Annotated in this window: 19 protein-coding genes; 8 read left to right on the forward strand and 11 right to left on the reverse strand. The window is 69.9% G+C overall.

Annotated elements, in window-relative coordinates; translation table 11 throughout:
* Positions 1–17: 17 nt before the first annotated feature.
* The 3 genes from N7L95_RS27510 to N7L95_RS27520 all read right to left on the reverse strand — a co-directional run bounded on the left by N7L95_RS27510 (position 18) and on the right by N7L95_RS27520 (position 4,168).
* On the reverse strand, positions 18–1,340 hold the full coding sequence (locus tag N7L95_RS27510) for a cellulase family glycosylhydrolase (protein ID WP_301260826.1): 1,323 nt from the start codon (positions 1,338–1,340) through the stop codon (positions 18–20).
* A 140-nt stretch (positions 1,341–1,480) separates the two neighbouring features.
* Positions 1,481–2,794, reverse strand: coding sequence for a carbohydrate porin (locus N7L95_RS27515; RefSeq protein WP_301260827.1), 1,314 nt, complete (start codon positions 2,792–2,794; stop codon positions 1,481–1,483).
* A 156-nt stretch (positions 2,795–2,950) separates the two neighbouring features.
* Positions 2,951–4,168: an extracellular solute-binding protein gene (locus tag N7L95_RS27520; protein ID WP_301260828.1), complete on the reverse strand. Its 1,218-nt coding sequence runs from the start codon at positions 4,166–4,168 to the stop codon at positions 2,951–2,953.
* Between the two features lie 251 nt (positions 4,169–4,419).
* Between N7L95_RS27520 and N7L95_RS27525 the strand changes: the two genes are divergently transcribed.
* Together N7L95_RS27525 and N7L95_RS27530 are read left to right on the forward strand one after the other, a co-directional pair.
* On the forward strand, positions 4,420–5,526 hold the full coding sequence (locus N7L95_RS27525) for an ABC transporter ATP-binding protein (protein WP_301260829.1): 1,107 nt from the start codon (positions 4,420–4,422) through the stop codon (positions 5,524–5,526).
* Positions 5,527–5,532: 6 nt separating this feature from the next.
* Entirely contained in the window at positions 5,533–8,052 is a 2,520-nt protein-coding gene (locus tag N7L95_RS27530) for a beta-mannosidase (RefSeq protein ID WP_301260830.1), read from the forward strand.
* 9 nt (positions 8,053–8,061) lie between these two features.
* Here the strand turns inward: N7L95_RS27530 and N7L95_RS27535 are convergent, their stop codons facing one another.
* The 4 genes from N7L95_RS27535 to N7L95_RS27550 form a co-directional block, all read right to left on the reverse strand.
* Positions 8,062–8,556, reverse strand: coding sequence for a hypothetical protein (locus tag N7L95_RS27535; RefSeq protein ID WP_301260831.1), 495 nt, complete (start codon positions 8,554–8,556; stop codon positions 8,062–8,064).
* A 115-nt stretch (positions 8,557–8,671) separates the two neighbouring features.
* On the reverse strand, positions 8,672–9,025 hold the full coding sequence (locus tag N7L95_RS27540; RefSeq protein WP_301260832.1) for a hypothetical protein: 354 nt from the start codon (positions 9,023–9,025) through the stop codon (positions 8,672–8,674).
* 56 nt (positions 9,026–9,081) lie between these two features.
* Positions 9,082–9,252, reverse strand: coding sequence for a hypothetical protein (locus tag N7L95_RS27545; protein WP_301260833.1), 171 nt, complete (start codon positions 9,250–9,252; stop codon positions 9,082–9,084).
* A gap of 145 nt (positions 9,253–9,397) precedes the next feature.
* The gene (locus N7L95_RS27550) at positions 9,398–10,072 is read right to left on the reverse strand and encodes a Crp/Fnr family transcriptional regulator (protein WP_301260834.1); all 675 of its coding nucleotides are present in this window, start codon (positions 10,070–10,072) and stop codon (positions 9,398–9,400) included.
* A 565-nt stretch (positions 10,073–10,637) separates the two neighbouring features.
* Between N7L95_RS27550 and N7L95_RS27555 the strand changes: the two genes are divergently transcribed.
* The 3 genes from N7L95_RS27555 (at position 10,638) to N7L95_RS27565 (ending at position 13,545) form a co-directional block, all read left to right on the forward strand.
* Entirely contained in the window at positions 10,638–11,354 is a 717-nt protein-coding gene (locus N7L95_RS27555) for a Crp/Fnr family transcriptional regulator (RefSeq protein WP_301260835.1), read from the forward strand.
* A 100-nt stretch (positions 11,355–11,454) separates the two neighbouring features.
* Positions 11,455–12,360, forward strand: coding sequence for a transglutaminase-like domain-containing protein (locus N7L95_RS27560; protein ID WP_301260836.1), 906 nt, complete (start codon positions 11,455–11,457; stop codon positions 12,358–12,360).
* Between the two features lie 36 nt (positions 12,361–12,396).
* Positions 12,397–13,545 carry a zinc-binding metallopeptidase family protein gene (locus N7L95_RS27565; RefSeq protein ID WP_301260837.1) on the forward strand — a complete coding sequence of 383 codons (1,149 nt, stop codon included), beginning with the start codon at positions 12,397–12,399 and terminating at the stop codon, positions 13,543–13,545.
* Positions 13,546–14,084: 539 nt separating this feature from the next.
* Here the strand turns inward: N7L95_RS27565 and N7L95_RS27570 are convergent.
* From N7L95_RS27570 to N7L95_RS27580, 3 genes are all read right to left on the reverse strand, one after another.
* On the reverse strand, positions 14,085–15,377 hold the full coding sequence (locus N7L95_RS27570) for a calcium-binding protein (protein WP_301260838.1): 1,293 nt from the start codon (positions 15,375–15,377) through the stop codon (positions 14,085–14,087).
* 407 nt (positions 15,378–15,784) lie between these two features.
* Complete coding sequence (locus tag N7L95_RS27575) at positions 15,785–16,231, reverse strand: SRPBCC family protein (RefSeq protein WP_301261183.1); 447 nt, start codon at positions 16,229–16,231, stop codon at positions 15,785–15,787.
* Positions 16,232–16,412: 181 nt separating this feature from the next.
* A complete protein-coding gene (locus N7L95_RS27580; protein WP_301260839.1) occupies positions 16,413–17,213 on the reverse strand; it encodes a DNA/RNA non-specific endonuclease in 801 nt (266 codons plus the stop codon).
* Positions 17,214–17,703: 490 nt separating this feature from the next.
* Between N7L95_RS27580 and N7L95_RS27585 the strand changes: the two genes are divergently transcribed.
* Both N7L95_RS27585 and N7L95_RS27590 read left to right on the forward strand, forming a co-directional pair.
* Positions 17,704–18,933 carry an MFS transporter gene (locus N7L95_RS27585; RefSeq protein ID WP_301260840.1) on the forward strand — a complete coding sequence of 410 codons (1,230 nt, stop codon included), beginning with the start codon at positions 17,704–17,706 and terminating at the stop codon, positions 18,931–18,933.
* A 117-nt stretch (positions 18,934–19,050) separates the two neighbouring features.
* Entirely contained in the window at positions 19,051–19,620 is a 570-nt protein-coding gene (locus N7L95_RS27590) for a hypothetical protein (RefSeq protein WP_301260841.1), read from the forward strand.
* Here N7L95_RS27590 and N7L95_RS27595 read toward each other — a convergent pair whose 3' ends face one another.
* Positions 19,621–21,123 carry an MFS transporter gene (locus tag N7L95_RS27595; RefSeq protein WP_301260842.1) on the reverse strand — a complete coding sequence of 501 codons (1,503 nt, stop codon included), beginning with the start codon at positions 21,121–21,123 and terminating at the stop codon, positions 19,621–19,623. It lies immediately after the preceding gene.
* A gap of 266 nt (positions 21,124–21,389) precedes the next feature.
* Here N7L95_RS27595 and N7L95_RS27600 point away from each other — a divergent pair, with 266 nt between their 5' ends.
* Positions 21,390–23,549: a di-heme oxidoreductase family protein gene (locus N7L95_RS27600; RefSeq protein ID WP_301260843.1), complete on the forward strand. Its 2,160-nt coding sequence runs from the start codon at positions 21,390–21,392 to the stop codon at positions 23,547–23,549.
* Positions 23,550–24,123: the final 574 nt, after the last annotated feature.

A 24,123-nucleotide genomic window follows, 5' to 3' on the forward strand; every position in this document is an offset into this window, starting at 1 on the left:
CCACCCTGTGCAGCCGGTCAGGGCTGCAGAGCGGGCCCTGCGCCGGCCATGGCGGTCATCGCCCCCGCGGCCGGTGCGGCGTCGGCCAGGGCCGGCGCCAGTGAGGATGCTGCATGGCTGGCCCGGCCGCCGGGTACGACGCAGGAGCGGTTGTTCTCCCAGCCCCAGCCGTCGCCGTCAGGGTCGGTGCTTGACCCGTTGCAGCAGTAGGGATGGCCGTTCGGCGCACTGGCGCCGCAGCCCACGACGCAGGAGCGGTTGTTCTCCCAGCCCCAGCCGTCACCGTCGGGGTCGGTGCTGCTGCCGTCGCAGCAATAGGGGTAGCCGTTCGGCGCCTGTCCGCCGCAGCTGCCGCCGAAGACCGACGCCGTGCGCGCGGTGGCCCGCAGTCCATTGGCGTCGTGCACCACGTCATGGCCCCAGCCGGTGAGCGAGGTGCCGGCCCAGTCGCGGCTCATGTCGAGCTGGTCGAGCTGGCCCGGGGTATTGCCTTTCCAGGACCAGGCCAGGTAGCCGAGGCCGTGTTGCTGCGAGATGCGCATCACGTCCCGGTAGGGCAGGGCACCGCAGGGCGGATGGTCGTTGCCGAACTCGCCGACCAGGATCGGCAGCCCGGCCTCCTTGACCGACCGCAGCCCCTGCTCGATGGCCGCTGCGTTGGTCCATTCGCAGTAGAGGTGCACGCTGAACAACAGGTTGTGCTGCGGGTCGTGCTGCATCAGGGCGCGTCCGTAGGCCTTCAGGCTGTGCTGGATGTCTTGGCCGTAGCCGGCGCCGTCGATCACCAGGGTCGAGCGGATCCCGGCATTGCGGATGGTGGTGATGGCGTTCTTGTACGCCTCGAACCACACGGCAACGTCCGGCGCATGGTCGGGGCTGGCCATGTACCAGTCGCTCCATTCGTTGGCGATGTTGATGAGCACATGGCGCGCGACCTCGGGCCGCTTCAGGTGGTCGGCCTTTGAGGCCCACCAGTTGGCGGCTTGCTGGAGCCGGGCGGGGTCGTTGCTGCCGGTGGCGTCATGCAGTTCCAGCATGGGGATCATCTTGTGCTCCACCGTGCGGCGCAGCGCCGCCTGCCATGCCTCGTCCGAGCCGGCGCCGGCGGTCCAGACCAGCCGCAGCGTGTTGGCCCCGGTGTTGGCGCGAATCGCGCCGATGTTGTTGTAGACGTCCTGGTAGTACCAGGCCAGCGGCACGTTGATGCCGCGGATCACGAATGACTGGCCATTGGCATCGCGCAGGTCGGAGCCCGCCACGGTGAAGGTCTGTGCCTGGCTGCTCATGCCGGGCGCGGCGAGTGCCAGGGCCAGGCCGCAAGCGGTCAACAGCTTTCTCATCGAATCTCTCCTCGAACCGTGGCGTTGCACGGGGGGCGGCATGGTGTGTCCGGCCGCCACGTCGGCCGGCATGCGGTGCCCCCGGTGATGAACCGCCCGACGGTGCATGTGCCCCGCCGGCGGTGGCGCCGGGCCGCGGCCTAGAACCACACCTCGGCCTGCACCCCGCAGTTGACGGTGTGCCGGTTGCCTCGGCGGGTGTAGGCATCGTGCAGGCGGGCCGACACGCCGCGGTCCCATTTCGCATAGGTGGCGAAGGCGCGCAGCTGCGGTCGCGCCCAGAAGCCCTCGCCGAAGGTCAGCGTGGGAGCGATGGTGGCCTTGTACAGGTCGCCCTTCATGTCGTTGCGGCCGGCTGTTGCCCCGTCGCTCTCGTCGTAGTGCTCCCAGCCCAGCTCGTATTGCATCGTCAGGTACTTCATCAGGCGGTGTTGCGGACGCACGCCGAGCGCATGCATCGAGCGGCCCCAGCCGGTGTCGGCGCTGCTCCAGTCACGGAACTGACGGTCCTTCTGATAGAAGGCAAAGGTGGCAATGTCGAGCGGGCCGGCCGTGTACAGCGCGTCGAACACCAGCCGCCATGACTGCGTCCGGTCCAGGTTGGCCCAGCCCCAGCCATTCTTGCCCAGGCTGTTGCCGGCCGCGAGGCCCTTGCCGTATTGCAGGGCGATGCGTGAATAGCCGCCCGGGCTGATGCCGTAGAAGCCCGGCAGACGGTACAGCGCCGTCACGCCATGGCCGCTGTCCGCCGCGCCCGGACGCGACTCGCTGCGCTTCATGTGGTGGGCCACCAGCTCCAGGTCGAGTCCGGAGCCGCCGATCGATTTCAGCCACAGGTTGAGGGAATAGTTGTCGGGGTGCCCCTTGGCGTCCGGATCGGCCGGCTTCAACGAGCTTTCGCTGCTGGGCGTGAAGGCATAGAGGCCGAGGTCCATCTTGGCCAGGCCCAGGTCCAGGCGGTCGAAGCCGCCTCCGGTGCCGTTGTACTGGATGTACTCCCAGTCATACTGGTGGCTGGAGGTGTTGGAGCTGCTGTAGCGCTTGCCCGCCCAGAAGACGACGCCCGGCGCGAACGGCAGGTTCTCGATCTCGGCATAGCCCTCGCGCACCTGCAGGTCGTGGCCGTCGGCGTCGCTGCAGTTCCAGTCGGCGGTGCATTGGGTCTCATGGGTCAGGTTGGCGCGGAAGCGGGCAATGACGCCGTCGGGGGTGCTGCCGCTCAGCTTGGGCAGCAACTCGATCTTGGTGTTCTGCTCGTTGCCGAGGCGGAACTTGCCGAGTTGCGTCATCAGGCCAACGTCCTTGCCACGGGTGCCATCGTCGGTGATCAGCACGCCGCTGCGGATGTAGCCGTTCAGGGCCAGGCCGAAGGCTGCAGCCTCGGCGGCCCATCCGCCACAGGCCATTGAGACCAGGGCCAGGGCAAGGGTGCCCGGGGGGGCATGGCATCTCATGCGGTTGTCTCCTTGTTGGATGCGTTTTGTCGTCGGTTGCCCGCAAGCCGCGCGGGCAGAGCTGCCCCAGCCGCCTCGGGTGAGGCTGCATGCAGGGCGGTCTTGGGTGTCACGCCGCGGCGCGGGCGGCGGCGGCGCGGGTCCGGATCTGGCGCGCTATCTCGCCAGCTCGCGCGTCAAGCGCTGGGCGGCTTCGCCCAGTGCGGCCTTGGGGTCGGCACCGCTCAATACCACTTGCTGCACGGCGCGGGTGAGGGTGTCGTCGCTGCGCTCCCAGCCCTTGCAGGTGGGCGGGCCCTCCGCATCGGCCAGCTGCTCCAGCAGCGGCTTCTTGCGCTCCGGCGGCAGGTCGGCGCTGGCAATGAGGTCGTGCCGGCCGCCTGGCAGCCAGAGGAAGCCGCGCTTGGCGGCCGCGGTCATCATCTGGCGCGTCGTCTCGCTGTCGTAGATGGTGCGCACGAAATCGACCGCGAGGTCCGGCTGAGGCGAAATGGTGGTCACGCCGATGACGGTGCCGCCCACCAGGGCGGTGGAACGCCCGCTGGGCCCCGCCGGCAATTTGCTGGCGGCCCACTTGCCTGCGATCTTCTTGCGCGACACATCGAGGCTGGCAAACATCCAGCTGCCCGATTGCACGACCGGATGGGTGCCGTTCTCGAGGCCACTTTCCACATCGGGCCAGGTGTCGGTCGGCAGCTTGAAGCGGGTGTAGAGCGAGGCGTAGTACTGCAGTGCCTGGACGGCCTCCGGGCTGTCCACCACCGAGCGCGTGCATGCCGCGTCGTAGAGCGCGCCGCCGGCCTGCTTCAGGTAGGGGAAGAAGCCCACCCACCCCATGTTGCCCCACTGCTGGGCGTAGCCCCGGTTGCCGGCCGCCTGCTGCCGCTGCACCTCGTCCCTCAGCTCGTCCCAGGTGGAAGGTGGCCGGGCGACCTTGTCGGTCCGGTAGAACTGCAGCTGCACGGTGAGGTCGTAGGGTAGCGCGAACACCGCCGGCGCCGTGGCGGTGGCGCGGACGATGCCGGGGTGGCCGCTTTGCTGGACCGTCTTGACCAGGTCGGGGGCCTTCTTCGCCAGATCCAGCAGCCCGCCCTTGGTGCCCAGCTCCATGCCGTAGGAGAGCCCGCCCGTCAGGATGTCCGGCCCCTTCTTGCTGGCGAGCGCGGCCGAGTACTTCGTCATCGCGTCACTCCAGGGGATGGCGCGCACCTCCACCTCGACGCCGGCGTGACGGCGCTTGAACGCCTCCACGGCCGGTTGCAGGATCTGGGGCCCCTTGTCGTCGCCCACCAACCAGATGGTCAGCCGGGTGGCCTGCGCCTGTGCCATGGCGGCCACGGCAGCCACCGCTGCCAGCATTGCTTTTGTCTTCACCGGACGGTCTCCTCTCAGGTCTTCGCTGTGCGCTTCGTGCGCCGCTGTCTGAATGTTTACTAAACCAACCGCGATAGCGTAGGGGCCGCCCGGCCCCCCAGTCAAGCGCCTTTTCATGTGTTTGCTTAGAGGTTAGGGAAAGCGAGAAGCTGTGTGCAAAGTCGTTCTTGCCGCGAAACGTCTGCGTCGTTTAGTATTGTTTAGTTCGCCGGCAATGGCAGCCGGTGCCTTCACAACAACGGAGCGAGACAGTGGCTGCGCTGCAGGTCAGACATCTAGAGAAGAGCTATCCCTCGGGGCCTCGCGTGATACGGGGCATCGACCTCGAGGTTGCCGATGGCGAGTTGGTGGTGTTCGTCGGGCCGTCGGGTTGCGGCAAGTCGACCACCTTGCGAATGATCGCGGGGCTGGAGGAGGTGTCGTCCGGAGAGGTGCTCATTGGTGGCCGGGTGGTCAACGAGGTGCCGGCCGCGCAGCGGGGCGTGGCCATGGTGTTCCAGAGCTATGCGCTGTACCCGCACATGTCGGTGCGGGAGAACCTGGGCTTCGCCTTGCGCCTTGCCGGCACAGCACGCGGCGAGATCGAGCAGACCATCCACCGGGTGGCGGCCACCTTGCAGTTGCAGCCATTGCTGGATCGCAAGCCGGCGGCGCTGTCGGGTGGCCAGCGCCAGCGGGTGGCCATCGGGCGCTGCCTGGTGCGGCAGCCCCAGGTCTTTCTGTTCGATGAACCGTTGTCGAACCTCGATGCCGCCCTTCGGGTGCAGATGCGCGAAGAGATCGCCCGGCTGCACCGGGAACTGCGCACCACCATGGTCTATGTGACGCATGACCAGGTGGAGGCCATGACGCTGGCCGACCGCATCGCCGTGTTCAACGAAGGCCGCATCGAGCAAATCGGCACGCCGCGCGAGCTCTACGAGCGCCCGGCGAACGCCTTCGTCGCCACCTTCATCGGCTCGCCGAGCATGAACCTGGTCGACGCGACCCTGCATCGTGGCGCCCGGGACACCGCCCTGATGCTGCCCGGCGCCGCACGCTGGGTGCTGCCGGCCGACTGCCGCGTGGCAGCGCAGGACGGAACGCCCTTCAAGCTCGGCCTGCGGCCGGAGCACCTGCGCCTGGTCGCGCCCGAAGCGGGTATCGCGGCGCGGGTCGAGCTGGCCGAATACCACGGCGGCGAGCACATCGTGCACCTCACGCTGGCCGGGGCCGCGGGCCACCGCCTCACCGTGCGCCTGGGTGGCGGCCAGGCGCCTGCTCCACGGGCCGGCGACGTCGTCGGCATTGCGCCTTCACCTTCTTCCTTCCACCTGTTCGCCGCTGACGGCCGTGCCGTCGTGTGCCATTGCGAGTAAACCACTGTGAAACCCTTTCACCGCCTGCCCCTGCACGAGGGATGGTCCTTCCGCGCCGTCGACCCCACCGTCGACCTCTTGCACAACATTGACGACGACGCGGCCGACTGGATGCCCGCCCAGGTGCCGGGCACCGTCTACCAGGACCTGATTGCCGCCGGCCGCATTCCCGACCCCTTTGTCGGCACCAACGAGACCTCGGTGCAATGGGTGGCCGACACCGACTGGTGCTACCGGCTTGACTTCGAGCTGGACCCCGACCGATTGGCCGAGGCGGTCGACCTGGTGTTCGAGGGCCTGGACACCTTCGCGCGGGTGTGGCTCAACGGGGTGCCCGTCCTTGAGAGCGACAACATGTTCGTGCCGGCCCGCGTGGCGGTGCGCCAGTGGCTGCGACGGGGCGCCAACCGCATTGCCATCGTGTTCGATTCGGCGCTGCGCCGCGGCCGCGAACGGGAGGCGCTGTTCGGCCGCCGGCACCTGTGGAACGGCGATGCCAGCCGGCTGCATGTGCGCAAGGCGCAGTACCACTATGGCTGGGACTGGGGCCCGGTGCTGCTCACGGCGGGGCCGTGGAAGCCGGTGGCACTGGAGAGCTACGCGCTGCGCGTGGTGGAGCTCGACAGCCCGGTCAGCATCGACGACGCCGGCGGACGCGCCCAGGTGGTGGTGCGCACCGTGCTGGCCGGGCCCGGGCTGCCGGCGGCCGACACGGTGGTGGTCCACCACCGGCTGCACGCACCGGACGGCCGCCTGGTGGGCGAAGCGCGCCTGCCGGCCGCCGCCCTGACGCAAGCGACGCTGGTGGTGGAGGCGCCCGAGCTGTGGTGGCCTGCCGGGCTGGGCGCACAGCCGCTGTACCGGCTGGTGACGACGCTGGAGGCCGAGTCGGCCGGCGTGGCCAGCCCGCTGGCGCATGAGGAGCGGCGGCTGGGTCTGCGCCGCCTGCGGCTGGTGCAGGAGCCGGTGGCCGGCGAGGCCGGGCGCTCCTTCCACTTCGAGGTGAACGGTGTGCCGCTGTTCTGCGGCGGTGCCAACTGGATCCCCGACGACAGCCTGCTCAACCGCATCAGCCCGGCGCGCTACCGGGAACGGGTCGGGCAGGCAGTGCAGGGGCATCTCAACATGCTGCGCGTCTGGGGTGGCGGCATCTACGAGGACGATGCCTTCTACGATGCCTGTGACGAACTCGGTGTGCTGGTGTGGCAGGACTTCCTGTTCGCCTGTGGCATCTATCCCGCGCATGCCGGGTTCCTGCGCAGCGTGGAGGCCGAGGCGGAGGCCGCCGTGCGGCGATTGCGGCACCGGCCCAGCCTGGCCATCTGGTGCGGCAACAACGAGGACTACGCGGTGGCGGAATCCATCGGCCTGTATGGCCCGCAGGCCGGAAAGGCCGGCTTCGAGGCGCGCGTGATCTACGAGGAGCTGCTGCCGCGCGTGTGCCTGGCGCTGGATCCCCAGCGGCCCTACTGGCCCGGCAGCCCGTACAGCCCCACGGCGACCGGCGTGCTGGCCACCGCCGACCCGACGGTGGGCGACCGCCACAGCTGGGAGGTGTGGCACGGGCAGATGCTGCCGTACCAGCAGTACCTCCGCGTGCAAGGCCGCTTCATCAGCGAGTTCGGCATGCAGGCCCATGCGTCGCAGGAGGTGCTGGACCAGGCGGTGCCGCCGGCGGAGCGCTTTGCCCTCAGCCGCACGCTGACGGCGCACAACAAGGCCGGCTCGGCGGAGGCGCCCGACGGGCACCGCCGGCTTGCCGTGTACCTGGCCGACACCCTCAACGTCGGGCCCGAGTGGGGCGACATGGTCTATGCCACCCAGTTCGTGCAGGCCGAGGCCTTGCGCTACGCGTATCAGGACTTCCGCTCGCGCTGGATCGGCGACGGGGCGCGGGCGGTGGGCGGCGCGCTGGTCTGGCAGCTCAACGACTGCTGGCCGGCCATCAGCTGGTCCATCATCGATTCGGGCGGCGTGCCGAAGCCCGCCTGGTACACGGTGCGGCGCTGCCTGGCGCCGGTGGCGGTGTCGCTGCGCCTGCAGGCCGGCAAGGCGCGATGCAACGTGCTGTCGGCCCGGCGCACCGCCGGGGTGGCACTTGCGCACCTGCGGATCTTTGGACTGGATGGCGCGCAGGTGGCCGACATCGAGCAGACCTGCGCCATACCGGCGAACGGCTCGCAGGGCTTCGAGCTGCCGCTGCCCGCCTTGCCGGAGGCCGTGCTGGCCGAGTTGGTGCTGACGGAGGCGGGCCGAGGGATGGTGGCGCGAGACACAGCCTGGAGCGAACCCTACCGCTTCTACCGGCTGCCCGATCCCGACTTGCGGCTGGGGCGACAAGGCGATTGCCTGACACTGAGCGCGTCGCTGCCGGCCAAGGGGGTGTGGCTCAGCGCGCCGGGTGTCCGGTTCTCGGACAACTTCCTTGACCTGCGGCCGGGGGAAACGGTGCAAGTCGAAGCGCAGGGCTTGTGCGAGCAGGCGATCTGCGTGCGGTCCCTCGACCAGCGTGCGCGCACTCTGTGAAGGGGGCCTTCAAGGCGAGTCCGGCGCCGCCCTCGAACGGATCAGGCGCGCGTAGTTGACCGCGTCCGAGAGGCGGTCGTAGCGGTACTCGCCAAAATGGAAGACGCCTTGATCAAAGGAGATGGACAGGGCGCCCATCAGCTCCATCTCTTCAGCGGTGGGCCAGGCGACTGCATCGGCCACCTGCGCGGGCACCCCTTGCGCAGGGATGTCCGCCTCTCCGGCCGCGGCGTGTTCGCCGCGCGCAGCCAGGAGCTCCGCATACCGGATGGCATCGTCGAGGCGCTCATAGCGGAAGCCGCGGTAGTGGTACACCCGGCCGTCGAAGGAGATGTGGTGCAGCGACCTCAGGCGGTCTTGTTGCTCGTTCCAGGAGCGCGCCAGCGCCGCCGCGGGAGAACCGGTGTGCAACGGCGGGTGCGGCTTCGCGTCTTGCGGCACGCTTGAGGCAAGGGGGCGCTCACCGGCAGGGGCGACGCCGTGGCGGGTTGGTGCGGGGTCCATGGTCATGCTCCTTTGCCGCAAGCGGCCGTGTGGCGGCGGCGTTGGCGGCTGCCGGGTGCTGCCGGCGGGTCGCCGTCGTTGGACCGGCAGCGCTCGCGACCGGCTCCCATCCACCTCAGGCACTCGCCAGCAGGACCGCGCAGGCGCGGGCCACGGCGGAGACACGCTCGGCCGAGGTGTTCCCCGGCATCGTGGCCCAGCCGCCCTTCTCGACGAAGACGCCTTGCGACCAGGCATCGGTCTTCTTCAATGCCGCGGTGTTGACCGCCACCTCGCTGGTGTGCCGGAACCTGTCGGCGCATACCGGCGCGAGCGCGGCAACCACTGCGTTGTCCGCCCGCACCGATGCCAAGGACTCCGCGCTGCGGGCGGTGGTCCAGCCGCCCAGGGTGAATCCGAGGAGCGCCATGGCCATGGCGCCGATCACGCCGCCCCAGAGGGCCGGCTTGGTGGCTTCGGGAATGTGCATGGGGGTCTTTCGGTGAAGGGCGGAGGGCGGGGCAGGGCGCGCTGGGCCGGCAAGGCTCAGGCCATGCGCTGGCTGCGCAGGGCTTCGAGCTGGCGTTCGAGCGCCTCGACGAGGCAATAGGTCTCCATGTACTTCTCCTGGTTGCTCGTCGAGCGCCATGTATCGGTGTCGGATGTCGCCTTGGCGATCCTCTCCTGGAGGGCGGCGATTTCGCTTTGATGTGACATGGGGGCTCCGCAGGCGGGATGAATGGACATCTGGAGCTTCGCCGACGATGCGGCTGGCGTCTGTACGCTGCCGCTCACTGGCAGGTCTTGGCCCGGGCCGCCGCGGACGCCCTGCCTTACGCGCCGCTGGGCCCGGCGTCCCGGGCTACATCAGCCCGGCGTTGTAGCAACTGCAGGCGTGGGCGCGCAGCAGACGGCGGTTCAGCACGGCGATCGAGCCGCGGTGGTAGCTGATGGAGCCGCATGCCTGCAGGGCGCATGCCGCCTGCGTGATGCTGACGCGCCGCGCGCCGAGGATGCGCGACAACCACTGGTGGGTGAGGTCGATGGTGTCGTCCCCGGCGCAGTCGGCCGTTCTCAGCAGGAGCGTTGCCAGTCGGTGTTCCACGCGATGGAAGTGCGCGCAGCCCACCGCCAGCGCATGGCGGCCGATGCCCGCATGCAACTGCAGGCGCAGCCCGGCGAGCAGTGCGGGGCTGCAGGTCAAGGCCTCGCGCAATGCAGCCGTCGACATTTGCCAGGCGGTGCCGCTGCGCCTCACGGTGGCGTCGAGGGGGGCCACATCCAGCTCGAGGATCACCGTGGACCCATGCATGCCGCGGTTGCCGACCATGTCCAGTTCCACCCCCGGCCGTTCGGCGGTGCAAGCTGCCAACGAGATGACCGCCCCGGTCGGAAACAGCACATGCTGGTAGGGGTCGCCCGAGCGTTCGAGGAGGTCGCCGAACTCGAGCGACACCTGCTGCGCGGCGGTCAGCAGCCGACGGCGTTCATCCCGGGGCAACTGCTCGATCAAGGTGTTCCTGTCGGGCGCAAGCATGGTCGCGTCTCCTTTCTCTCCCTGCGGGCTGGCGATCGTCGCCGCCATGGCACGACCGGCGATGCATTGGCGGAGGAACCATCGTGCAGGAAGGACTCGTCCGTGTCGGTGCGGTGGGGCGCTTCTGGGGGGCTTCTTGCCGGGCCGACCGGGCAGGGCGGCCGTGCGGCCCGGCCTGCGCCGCCGTAGCAGGGCCGACGGCCCGCCAGCGCTGCCGCGTGCGGTAGCGAACAGACGGCAAGGCGCAACGCGCGCAAGATGCTGCAAGGACATCGATGTGGTCGGCCCGCGCAGCGCGCGAAGCCGGTGGCCCCGGGGCGGGGCCATCCCGCCGGCCCGGCTCCCGCCACACGCACCTACCCCGCAGCACAAGGACCCTGCATGACCCGAGACGAAGAAGGAATGCGGCACCCGCAGGACTCAGGGTGCCGCCAGACCCTGACGCCTCCCGGGCGGCTCCGGGGGCGGGGTCGCCTGGCCGGGAGACGCTCCTATACTCGGCTGGCCGGTATCCCGCCGCCGCAATGGCGACCGGTGGACAGAACGGCAGGAGTCGACCGTCACCATGCAGCCGAACCCGAGGGACAACCAATTGCTGTCGGCGCTGCCGCCGGCCGAGTGGGAACGCTGGAGCCAGGCGGTGCAGCCGGTGCACCTGACGCTTGGCCAGGTGTTGTACGAGTCGGGAGTGGCCATGACGCAGGTGTTTTTCCCGACCACCTCGATCGTGTCGCTGCTCTATGGCTTCGAGGATGGCGCGTCCGCGGAGATCGCCGTCGTCGGCCACGAAGGACTGGTCGGCATCTCCCTGTTCATGGGCGGGGGCTCGACACCGAGCCGGGCGGTGGTGCGAAACGCCGGCGAAGCGTTTCGCGTGCCCGCCGCCTTCCTGCAGCAGGAGTTCAGCAGTTCCACGGCGGTGTTGCACCTGCTGCTGCGCTACACGCAAGCGCTCATCACCCAGATGACGCAGACGTCGGTCTGCAATCGGCACCACTCGCTGGACCAGCAGTTGTGCCGCTGGCTGCTCCTGACCCTGGACCGGGCGCCACCAGGCAAGGAACTCGCCCTCACACAGGAGCTCATCGCCAGCATGCTCGGGGTGCGGCGCGAAGGCGTGTCCGAAGCGGCCGCCAACCTGCGCCGGGCCGGCTTGATCCAGTACCGGCGCGGCCACATCACCGTTTGCGACCGGGCCGGGCTGGAGCTGCGGACGTGCGAGTGCTATGCCGTGGTGAAGAAGGAATACGAGCGCCTGCTGTCGCTGCCCATGGCTCGCTGACGCACTGCGCGGTACAACAGGCGAACGGGCCCCGGGCCGACCGTCCGCTGCAGGCAAGGACGGCGCCGCCGCAACTCCCGGCCTTGAAAGGGCACATCGCATGATCCGCATCCAACTCGAAGTCGAGCTGAGCTATGACATTGGCGAGCAAGGCGCCGATTTCGTCTTCAACATCCATGCGGCGCACACCCATTGCCAGACGGTCTCGTCGGAGCGCCTGGTCCTGAACCAGCCGGTCACGCCGCAGGTGCAGACCGACCCCGCCACCGGCAACCGGTATATGCGCTTGAAGGGCGAGCCCGGCAAGCTCAACATCTCCTATGCAGCGACGGTGGAACTGCTCCACCACCGGTCGGAGCCGGACGAGCTGTTCGAAGTGCCGATCCACAGCCTTCCGCTGGGCGTGCTTGGCTACATCTATCCCAGCCGCTATTGCCAGTCGGACCGCCTGCTCCGGCTTGCCATGAACGAGTTCGGGCAACTGCCGCAGGGATACGCCCGGGTCCTGGCCATCCAGGAGTGGGTGCGGCGCCGGGTGAGCTTCACGTCCAACACTTCCAACGGCAATACCTCGGCGGTCGACACCCTCATCGAGCAGGTGGGCGTGTGCCGCGATTTTGCCCACCTGATGATCGCGCTGTGCCGGGCGGTCAACCTGCCGGCGCGGTTCACGACCGGTACCGACTATGGGGCCGATCTCGCGCTCGGGCCGCCCGACTTCCATGCCTATGTCGAAGTGTTCCTCGGCCACCGGTGGTACATCTTCGACCCGTCCGGCACCGCCGTGCCCATGGGACTGGTCCGGTTTGGCACCGGGCGCGACGCCGCCGACGTCGCCTTTGCGACGATGTTCGGCTCCGTCGTGTCTTATGCGCCTGTCATCCGCACCGTGGCGGTGGAGGACCCGGCGGCCGGCGTGAGCCTCCCGCATCACAGCCTGCAGGCCTTGTCGACGGACAGCGGCGTGCCGTCGGACGCCCGGCTCCTGGAGCTTCGCCGCGCCTGATGGGCCGCGGTGCCCCGTCCCTCCTCGCTCAGCCCGATGCCTCTTTGTCCATCGGCCCCCCGGCCTGCCGCCTCTGCCTTGCTTGCCGTATCGCGCGCCTATCGGTGCCGCTGCGGCCGGCCGATCTTCTTCCGCAACAGCGAGTGCCTGGCGTGCCGCGCGCCGCTGGGCTATCTGCCTTCCAGCGGTACGCTGTGTTGCCTGCGGGCTGGATCGCTGCCGGGGACCTGGCAGGTGTCGGGACCCGAGCTGGGGCCGGGGCGGGGCTACCGGCGCTGCACCAACTTCACGCGCATCGGCTGCAATTGGCTGATCGAAGACGGCGACGACGAGCAGCGGCCCGCCCTGTGCGTGGCATGCCGCCTGAACCGCACCATCCCGTCCTTGGCGAGCGAGGCGAACCTGGTGCTGTGGCGACGCATGGAGAAGGCCAAGCGCCGCCTCATCTCGCAGCTGATCGGCCTGGGTCTCGACGTGTCGCCCCGGGGGCCGGATCGCGATCACGGGCTGGCGTACGACTTCCTGAGTTCGGGGCCCGGCGAGCCGCGCGTGATCACCGGCCATTGTGGCGGCATCATCACCATCGACATTGCCGAGGCAGACGACCCGTTCCGCGAACGGGTCCGCGAGGACATGGGCGAGCCATACCGCACCCTGCTCGGGCACTTCCGCCATGAAATCGGCCACTACTACTGGGATCGGCTGGTGGCCGGCACGCGTTGGCAGGCGCCTTTCCGTGCCGCATTCGGCGATGAACGCCAGGACTACGGCGCCGCATTGAAGGCGAACTACGAGCGGGGGCCACCGGCCGACTGGAACCGGCATTTCGTGAGCGCCTATGCCAGCATGCACCCTTGGGAGGACTGGGCGGAAACCTTCGCCCACTACCTGCACATCCGCGACACCCTGGACACGGCCGTCAGCTTCCGGCTCGCTACCGACGAGGCGGAGGTCGAGGCCCAGCCCTATGGCAGCGAGGACCTCTGGGACCGGCATGCCGCCGGCGGCACAGCGTTTCTACAGGGCCTGCATGCCTGGATCGGCATCACCAGCGTGATGAACGAGATGTCGAGCGCCATGGGCTTGCACGACTTCTATCCATTCGTGCTGCCGCGTGCCGCCGTGGCCAAGCTCCATTTCATCCACTGCCTCGTCTCCCAGTGCGGGGACGGCGCACCAGGGTAGCGTGCGGCGGCCGCGGGCCGCTGCTGGGCAGCCAGCGGGCCGGTCGCAGGCGGGTCAGGCCTGCTCCTTCCATTCCGGCCGGGTGTCCAGGAACTCGAGCGGCTCGCCGCTGGCGATGGCCCCGGTCGCCGCCGTCATCGGCTGCCCGCCTGGCAGCACGCCTGCCCTCTTCCAGGCAAGCCAAGGCAGCAACAGTGGCCGTCCGACGGCGACCCGGACGGCCCACCTGAACCACACGCGCAAGCCGGCTCGATCCTGCATCCCTGCATCGTCGCCACAGCCGCCGCAGCGGTCTGTGCGGTAGCGGACACATCATGTGCAGCGGCGCTCGGTGGCCTGCGCCGGCCGCCTGCTGCCGCCGCGGCGGTGGTGCCCTCAGGTGCCGACCGCAGCGTGGGGCCGGCCGGCGGGCGGCCGGCATGCAAGGCCAGGCACCCGCCGGCGTCCTGCAACGGGCGCTGCCAGCGAGGGCCGCTTGCAGGCGAGGGCTTGCCCCCTGCCAGCTGCCCGGCGGCGGCTGCCGATCCCCATCCGCAGGCTCAAATGCCGTAGACGAAGTCGGTCGCCTGCAGGCCGGCTGCGGCGGCTGGCGAGACGGTGCCCAGCAGCCAGGCGTCCCCGCCCGTCGCAGTGCTCGGGTTGTACCAGAGGCGGCCGCTCGCCAGGTCGACATAGATGCCGCTCAACTCGCCGGCGCCCTGGCCGGAGCGGCCCTCGCCGCGGAACAGCCAGAGCTCCGAGAGCCCGCCGCCGGCGTTGAAGCGCAGCCCCTCGATGCCCTGGCCGGCCGCGCCGGGCAGCCGGCTGTCCAGCGTGTCGGGCAACACCAGCGTGTCTTCGGCGGAGCTGAAGTCGGTCAGCGTGTCGCCTTCGTCGGGGCCGGCCGCGCCGAGCACGAAGCGGTCGTGACCGCTGCCGCCGGTGAGGGTGTCACGGCCCCATTGGCCGATCAGGGTGTCGTCGCCGCTGCCGCCGTCCAGGACGTCGTCACCGGCATGGCCCCAGAGCGTGTCCTTGCCGTCCAGTCCCCACAGCCGGTTGACGAATTCGTTGCCCTCGATCCGGTTGTCCAGCCCGTTGCCTCGTCCGTCGCGTGCGGTGGCCGCCTGGTTCAGGGTGAGGTGTTCGATGTTCTGGCCCAGGGTGAAGCTGGTACGGGCCTTCACCGTGTCCTGGCCGCCGTCCGGTGCCGCCTCGTTCACGATGTCGTCGCTGTCGGCGTCCAGGTAGATGTCGTCGCCACGCCCGCCGTCCATGCGGTCCCGGCCGGCGTAGCCCGTCAGGCGGTCGGTGCCGTCGCCGCCCAGTAGCAGGTCGTCGCCCGGGCCGCCGAACAACAGGTCGTTGCCCTTGCCGCCGATCAGCGTGTCCTGCCCGCTGGTGTCGATGTCGGTGCCGCCGTGCAGGTGGTCGTCGCCATCGCCGCCTTCCAGCCGGTCGTTGCCTTCGCCGCCGTAGAGCCAGTCGTTGCCGGCCAGCCCGCGCAGCGTGTTGTCGTTGCTGTTGCCGCGAATGGTGTTGTCGAGCGCGTTGCCGGTGCCGTGGAGTGCCTCGGGGCGGTCGCCGGGGCCGAAGGGCGCATTGTCGAGGCGCAGGTCTTCCACATGGGCGCCCAGGGTGTAGCTGCGCACACGGGAAAGCACCGTGTCCTGGCCTTGCCCGGCCGATTCCACCACTTGGTCGCCAGTGGAATTCACGCAATAGGTGTCGTCGCCGCCGCGTCCTTCCATGCGGTCGTCGCCAAGCGACCAGTTGCCGTTGATCGTCGAAGCGGGGTCACTGCTGCTGTCCACCAGCGCGTCGTTCGCGCCGGTTCCATCGATGGTGGCCATAGGTCCTCCTTGAGTGTGTCGTCCGATCAGGTCGGTGGCGCCCACTGCAAGGCCTGCACTGCATCGGCCAGCTCAGGGGCGTACTGCTGCAGGAGTGAGACAGCGCCCTTGAAACGGGCGCACTCAAGCATGAGCCAGGCGGGCCGCAGATGCGACCCCTGGCCAAGGAGGGGCCGGGGTTATCCGCTGCCGGGTGGCGGGCAGCCAGCGGCGCCGCGGTCCGGCGTTTCCAGCATCCGGGCCTGCCGGGCGCGGCCCGACCGCACGGGCGGCGCGGTTGTCTCAGGATCGATGCAACTGCGGCGGGCCTCCGGCACCGGCGCTCGCGCTGCGGCGCGGTATCTGAAGCCGAAGCCCGCGCGCGGCGCCTGTTCGCGGCTGCATCATCATCGCCGGGGCAGTCGCGGTCAGTCGGGGATCGTCGGCTCGACCAGGGTCGCCAATTGGGCCAGCGACTCCTGCCATCCGAGATAGCACATCTCCACCGGAATGGCGTCGGGGATGCCTGCCTGGGTGATGCTGATCTCGGTGCCGCACGACACCGCCCGCAGGACCACGGTCGTTTCCATCTCGCCCGGCAGGTTGGGGTCGTCGAATGTGTCGGAGTAGCGAATGCGCTCGTGCGGCACCAGCTCGCGATACTCGCCCCCGAAGGAATGGCCGCGACCGGTCGAGAAGTTGCTGAACGACATCTTGAACGTTCCGCCGATGCGGACGTCCATGTGGTGGACCTTGCAGGTGAAGCCGTAGGGCGGCAGCCACTTGGCCATGGCGTCGGCATCGAGGAAGGCCCGATAGATGCGCTCGGGCGCTGCGCGAAGCACTCGGTGAAGGCGGACGGTGCGGTTTTCCATGGTGATCACGACGTGAAGCAGAGGACGGCCCTCTGACTCCACGACGATCGACCGGGTCGGAATTCGACAAGCGAGGCGGCGCCGCACGCTGCGCTGCCGGGCCGGGCGACCGTCCGCGGGCTGGCGTCCCGGCGCGGCACATGGCATTGCCGGGCCGCCCCTGGGGGGCATCGCCCTCCGCTCAGCCGCGGACGGCCCCGGCCGGCAGGAAGCGGATGCCGGTGCGCTGGACCAGCGCCTCGTAGGACAAGGGCCGCGAGGCCCGGGCCTCGTCGCGGTTTTCGATCCAGTGTGCCCAGGCCCGGCGAGTGCTCGGGTCGTAGACCAGCTTGTAGAAGTAACGTGGCACCCAGACCCGGCCGCGGCCCAGCGTGCGGGCCGGGCGCTCGAACACCGGGCCGGTGAAGACATACACGTCGCCGCGTGCCCGCAGCACGTACTTGCGGGTGGCCTTCTCGATGCCGGCCCACGCCCGGCGGTTGTTCTGCGGTGCTTGCGGGGCGATGTTGGCCAGGCTGAAGCTTTGTGCCATGGCCCGCGCGTGCGGCATGTCGGCCGCCGGCGCCATGTGGCCGCGGTCGAAGGCGGCGCTGCTGCGGCCGCTGCGCCGCGTCCCGCGGTAGTCGTCGAGCCGGGCCCGCTCCGCCCTGGGCAGGCGGGCTTCTTCATAGAAGCGGTCGGTGCGCGCCTCGCCGCGCGCGTCCAGCAACTGGGCGCGGCTCAGCCGCTCCACTGCATAGAGCGGCGTCTTTGCCACACCGGAGTGCAGCACTGCAAAACCGTCGAAACACAGCTCCCGCCGTTGCCCCGGCGCGCTGGCCGGCACACTGGGCAGGTGGCCGCTGACGAAAAAGCGCCGGCACTGCTCGAAGCCGGCTTGCGCCGTGCGCGGCGTCACGCCCAGCACCAGCAGCACTGCCAGCGCCGCAGCACGCAGGCCAGCGATCAGAGGGTGGGGAGGCAGCCGGAGGGCCCGCGCCATGCGGGCAGCAAATGGCCAGGCGGTGGCCGGGGACGATCGGAACTCCACGACAAGCAGGTGCGCGCACTCGGTTGAAAGGGCGCGAAGCTTACCTCAGTACCTGTTAGGAGCTTCAGGATTTGCCTCGAACTGAGACAGCGCTTGGACCGAGGCGGGCTGGCGACATGGCGCGGGACGGTCCGCCCGACCGGCGCTGCACCGTGCCCTGCCAGGTCCGGCCGGGCACGGGCGCGTCGGGCGGCTCCAGTCGCAACCAAGGAGGTACCGCCCGGCGCCGTGCTGGCTGCAAGCTGGGCGACCGCCCTGCGCCCGAGCCGCCGGTCCAGGGCCGCCCCGTGCCACGGCGCGCCCCGCGCCGGTGCTGCACCGGCCGAGAGACCCACCGCCAGCAGCTTCTGCTGCGCCGCAGCACAATCCCCGCCTGCCACAGCCTTTCCGGTGCCCTCACCTCGCTCGCTGCGGGGCGGCGCCGTCGTCTTCCTGCTCTCACATGGATTCCATCGTTACCGCCTCGACGCCCGCGGCCGCCGTCACCGGCCTGTCTCCTTCCGATCGCGACCGTGCCTTCTGGTCTGCCGTCCTGGCGCTGGGCGTCGGGGGTTTTGCCATCGGCACCGGCGAGTTCGTCATCATGGGCTTGCTGCCCGAGGTCGCTCGCGACCTGCACATCTCCATCCCCCGGGCTGGCCACGTCATCAGCGCGTACGCGCTGGGGGTCGTGGTCGGCGCGCCACTGTTGGCGGTGCTGGCCGCCGGCTGGCCCCGGCGGGCGCTGCTGATGGCCTTGATGGCGATGTTCGCGGCCGGCAACCTCGCGAGCGCGCTGGCGCCGGGGGAGGGCTCGCTGAACCTGCTGCGCTTCGTGGCTGGCTTGCCGCATGGCACCTACTTCGGTGTCGCGGCACTGGTGGCGGCGTCGCTGGCGCCGCCCGACCGGCGGGCGAGCGCCGTCGGGCTGGTCATGTGCGGGCTGACCAGCGCGACGCTGGTTGGCGTGCCGATTGCGGCCTGGCTGGGGCAGCACCTGGGCTGGCGGGCGGCCTTTGTCCTCGTCGGCGCGATTGCCGCACTCGCCTGCGGGCTGATCCGACTGGGCGTGCCGAACCTGCCGGCGGACCGGGGTGCCAGCCCCCTGCGTGAGCTGGGAGCGCTCCGGCAGCCACAGGTCTGGCTGACGCTGGGCATCGGCGCGATCGGTTTCGGCGGCATGTTCTCGGTGTTCAGCTACATCAAGCCGACGCTCACCGAGGTGGCCGGCCTGCCGGTCGACGCGGTGCCGCTGGTGCTGGCCCTGTTCGGCGTCGGCATGGTGCTGGGCAACCTGTTCGGCGCACGGCTGGCCGACAAGTCGCTGATGGGCACCATCGCCGGCTTGCTCGTGTGGAGCGCCGTGGTGCTGGGCGCTGTGGTGTTCACCGCGCCCCATGCGCTGGCGGCGTCGGTGAACGTGTTCCTGGTGGGCACCGTGGTGGCCATCGGGCCGGCCCTGCAGATCCGGCTCATGGACGTGGCGGGCGAGGCACAGACGCTGGCCGCCGCGTTGAACCACTCGGCGTTCAATATCGCCAATGCCCTGGGTGCCTGGCTGGGCGGCGCGGCCGTCGCGGCGGGGTTGGGCTGGACTTCGACCGGCTGGGTCGGCAGCCTGCTGGCCTTGGGCGGCATGGTGGTGTTCGGCGCTTCGCTGTGGCAGGACCGGCGCGCCGGCCGGCGGCGGTAGAACACTGAGCGCTCGGCAACACAGACGGGGTGCCGAGCGCCCTCCCTAAGGGTAGGGGCAGCCAAAGCGGGCCCGGCTGCCTATCGTGCGGGGCTTCGGGTGGACCCCACTCTTGCCATGCAGGCCGCAACCATGCCCCCAACCCCTGTTCAACGTACTGCCCAGGTCATTCGCGAGGACCGTGCCGGGCGAGGCCAGTGTCTGGCATTTCCGCAGATGTCGAGCTGCGCCGCCGTCATCGCGGTGCTGGACACCGATCTGGTCGGCGGCCACTTCACCGCCGACCTTGCGCCGGGCGACACGCCACCGCGCCACGTGCTGGACAACATCGGCCGCATGCAGGAGATGATCGGCGCCGCTCCGATCCGTCGCCTGCTGATCGTCGGCTTCAACCAGAACCACCAGCCTGCCCAGATCTGCGCGGCCCTTGGCTGCGGGCGGGATGCGCGGGGGGAAACGGTGGTCGAAGCGTATGACCTGGCCCGCAAGAAGCCGAGCGAAATGACCGTCTTCGCCACCTTCATCGACGCGCACTCGCGGCCCATCATCGAGTTCAAGCGGCAGGGCAGCGTGACCGAGGCCCGCCACCGTCCCGCGGCCACGCTGGAGGAGGCCCGGGTCTATCCGGCTGATCTCGAGGTGAAGTACACGCTGCACACGCTGCGCAAGCACTTTACGAACCTTTGATCAGGCCGGCGAGCGCCCGGCGGGCCGGCTGCCGGCACGCAGGTAGAGGCGTCGGTCGAACAGGCGACCGAAGGTGAACAAGCTGCCCAGCATGCCGCCGACGCTGGAGAGCTGGTTCACCGTGCGCACCGCCTCCAGTGCGAACTGCTGCACCACCTCGCGCTCGCTCACTTCCACGCCTTCGCTGACCTTGGACAGGCGATGCAGGACATAGAGTCCGGCCAGGCCCGAGGCGACCAAAAGAAACTCCCAGTGGGTGAAGGCGATCACTGCCCAGTCGTTGAGGCCGTTGCCACTCCAGTCGAGCACCAGCGAGAGCTTGAGGCCGGCGTCTTCCAGCCATTGTGCGGCGGCGCCCCCGGCCAGCGGCGCCAGGCCGCCGAACAGCGCCCCGGTCAGGCTGATGGCGGCCAGGTAGGCCGTAGCCTGGCCATGCGGCGCGAGCTTCAGCCCAATGTTGCCGTTGGCCAGCCCGATGCCGCCCGCGGCAGCCCCCATCACGATGTGCAGCAGGTACAGCAGCGGCAGCGTGAAGGCGTGCCGGCTTGGCTCGGCGGCGAAGGCCAGTGCCAGCAGGCAGGCGAACCAGGCCGGCAGCGCGACGGACAGGATGCCCTTGTTGGATAGCCGGTCCGAAATCCGGCCCCAGGCATACAGCGTGAGCGCGTTCGCCACCTGGCTGACCACCCACAGGGTGGTGACCGTGCCGAGTGGCAGGCCCAGCTGCTCCATCAAATACACCGTCAGGAAAGGCGCGGCGAAGCTGGAGGCCGCGTTCCAGCCCGCGGTGAACACCAGGAAGTGGCGGAAATTGTGGTCCGAGAACGGCAGCTTCAGACGCGACCACACGCTGCCGTGGGCCCAGGCGGGCGGCATGCGGGGCTCCGGCGTGCGGGCCAGGTAGCTGCAGCTGATGAAGCCGGCGGCCGCGCCGAGTGCCAGGCAGGCGGCATAGGCCCACGTCTTGTCTTCGACGGGCGCGTGGTCGATGAACAGGCCGCCGGCCAGCGTGCCGATGCAGGCGGCGGCCGTGCCCCAGAACAGCCGCCTCGAGAAGAAGGCGCCCAGGCCGTCGCGCGGCAGCAGCTGGTGTAGCCAGGAGTTGAGCGAGCAGGCGCAGGTGGAGCCGAGTGCCGAGATGGCGGTATGGGCCAGGATCAGCAGGCCCAGCTGGGTCGACGCATCGGACAGGAAGGGCAGCAAGGCGAGCAGGAGCACCAGGGCGCGCGCAGCGGCCAGCGTGGATACCGCGATGCGGCGGCGCTGCCCGACGCGCTCGACCAGCACGATGGCGGGCAGCTGCACCGCCTGCATCAGCAGCGGAATGGCCGCGAGCAGCCCCACATGCACCGGCCGGGCCCCGAGGGCGAGGGCAAAGCCAACCAGGATGACCCCGCCATGCAGCGAGCCCGCCAGGCTGCCCCAGGCCGCATCGCGGACCAGGTGCTGCTGGCCCCGAGCGACTTCCGCCGCGGTGAGGGGTGTGTCGGCCGTAGGGCGCATGAGGCGGAGGTGGCAAGGCGAATGCCGGCCAGCCCCCCGCGTTGCCGCGATGGCGCCGCCGCCCTGCGCGCCATGTCGTTGCCTTGCGGCTGGTGCAGCGCCGCTGCCGAGGAAGGTCGTGCCGGGACCGGACAGTGGTGCGATGACCGCCCCTGATGACGCGTTTGGTCGTTCCCTGCGTGGCATGGCGCCTGCATTCATCCTGCAGCGGTGCGGATGTTGCGAAACGTTATCGCGCTAGCCGGTCCTCTCCAACACACAACACGATGAAGCAGAACAAGAAATCGATGCAGCGCGACGCCCGGGCTCGCGCCGGGATCCGGACGCTGTGGCAGGCGGCGGCGGTGGCCGGTTCGCTGGTGCTGGCCGCCTGCGGCGGTGGCGGGTCCTCCGGATCGGGCGGCACACCGACCGAAAACGCGGCCACCCAGGAATACACCCCGCTGCATCCGGCCGGCACCGCGCCGCTGGAGACCCTGCAATACCGCGAAGCCGACGGCACGCTGGTGACCTTCATGGGAGCCCGGCCGACCGAGCGCCACGCCCGCGAACGGGGCGAAGCCTGGGACGCGCCGGACAGCGGGCCGGGCCGCTACCTGACCTTTCCCAGCTTCTACTTCCAGCACCGCACCTTTGGCCTCGAGATTCGCGACGAAGTGCCGGCCGGGCGCCAGCGCATCGAAGTGATCCTGCATGTCAACGACGGCAGCTTCGACGGCACCACCTTCAGCCTGTTCCGCAACATCAACAACCCCGAGGTGCGCGACTTCGGCTGGTCGCTGAACTACGGCTTCAACAACCCCGAGGGCAAGCCGCTGTGCCACGCCGGCCAGCGCGTGTGCCGGATGCAGTTCACCTCGAACTGGCGCACCTCGCCGCACAGCCCGCTGAAGGTGGGCGACAAGATCGAACTGGCCCCGGCGCCGCGCCTGAAGAGCCCGGCCATCGATGGCGGCGGCGAGCGCTACTACTCCTTCGAGCAGCTCTACGTGGTGGGCGTCGGCCTGCGCCCCTGGTATGGCATCGCGCCCAACCTCGATTCCGAGCCGCTGCCCGAAGCCACCCTGCTCGGCGGGCAAGCGAGCGTCTCGTACAACTATTCCGAGGAACCGCACCGCCTGTTCCAGCAGATGGCGAACAACATCGGCATCGGCAACACCCAGCGCTTTGTCGAAGGGCGGCGGCTCTTCCATACCTCGTTCGCGGACGGCACCCATTCCGAACACCCGAAGGTCAACCCGGTCTTCACCGCCCATGTGGGCCAGCTGGGCCCGCGCTTCAACCAGGCCCGCTGCATTGAATGCCACACCGCGAACGGGCGCAGCGCGCCCATGCAGCCCGGTGAGCGGCTCGACACCTTGTCGGTCTTCACCGGCGTGGTGGGCGCCGGGGGGGAGGTGAAGCCAGACCCGACCTACGGCTGGAACATCCAGCAGCAGGCGGCCGATCCGGCGGCAGCCGACCATGGAGTGACGCTGAGGTCCTTCGAAAGCACCCGGCGCACGCTCAGCGGCGGCGAGCAGGTGGAGTTGCTGAAGCCGGTCTACGACTTCCGCGGGCCGCGGCCGGCCGCCTACTCGGTGCGGCAGGCACCGCAGGTCATCGGCTTGGGCCTGCTCGAGGCGGTGGACGAAACCACCGTGCTCGCACTGGCCGACCCGGCGGACCGCGACGGCGACGGGGTGCGCGGCATCGCGCAGTGGGTGCGCGATCCCGAGACCGGCCGGCGCCTGCTTGGCCGCTTCGGCTGGAAGGCGACCAAGGCCAGCTTGCGCCAGCAAGTGGGCGATGCGCTGGTGCAGGACATGGGCGTCACCTCGCCGGTGTTCCCGTCGCGCGACTGCCAGCGCGGCGGCGCCGATTGCCGTCGGCCGCAGGGCCCGGTGGCGGTGTCGGAGCAGGAGGTGCAACGCATGTCGCAGTACCTCTCCTTGATTGGCGTGCCGGCCCAGCGCAGCCTGCGCAGCGGCTATCCCGAGGGCATCCGCGTGCCGCCGGAGCACGAAGTCGATCCGGCCCGCATCACGCGTGGCAGCGCACTGTTCGCGCAGGCCCGCTGCACCGCTTGCCACCGGCCGCAGCTGAGCACCGGCAAGCACCACCCGCTGGCCGAACTGCGTGAGCAGGTCATTCGCCCCTATACCGACCTGCTGCTGCACGACATGGGACCGGGACTGGCCGACGGCCTGCCGCAGGGACAGGCCAGCGGCGCGATGTGGCGCACCCCGCCGCTGTGGGGCCTGGGCCTGTTGCGCCATGTGCAGAACGGCGAGCAGAACGTGCGCTATCTGCATGACGGCCGTGCCCGCAACCTGCTGGAAGCCATCCTCTGGCATGGCGGCGAAGCCGAGGGCGCCCGCATGCGCTTCGAGGCCTACTCGAAGGACGAGCGGGACGCCTTGCTGGCCTTCCTCGGTTCGCTCTGAGCACCGCGGCGGGGTGTGCCGGGGCCGCATAGCGCCGGGCACCTCCTCGTCGCCGCGGCGCGGCGGGAAGGTCCGCGTGCCGCTGCCGCGGGCTGATGGCAGTCGGCGCGCTCCTCGGCGTGGGCGGCCAGGGAGTCGCAGCCCACGGAAGGGCCTGCTCCGCCGCGGCGACCCGGGCGGCCGCCCCGGGAGACGGGATGCAGGGCTGCGGTGCGTGAGGAGTAGCGGTACAAGCACCAGGCACCACCACCGAAAGCACGAGGCACCACAGCAGGATCGAGCGCCGGCAGGGCGCGGCACGCCAGCGGCATGCCAAGGACGGACGCTCCCGACGAGCGTCTGGCGTCCGCCCGATGCGCAAGGCTTTGCTGCGAGCCCCTGGCCTGCGGTGTCTGCCTCACTGACAGCAGACGCTCGCTGTCCCCATGGGCCACGGCCCCCTGATGGTTGGGGACGCCACATCCATTGCTGAACAGCAGCAATCAGCAAATCGTCCTTCAGGCCATCGAAGAATGAGCGGGCGCCTCTTTCACATGGAAGCTGCCGGATAGAGCAGCAGCGGCGCAAGAAAGGC

The sequence above is a fragment of the Eleftheria terrae genome, assembly GCF_030419005.1.
Lineage (GTDB): Bacteria > Pseudomonadota > Gammaproteobacteria > Burkholderiales > Burkholderiaceae_C > Caldimonas > Caldimonas terrae.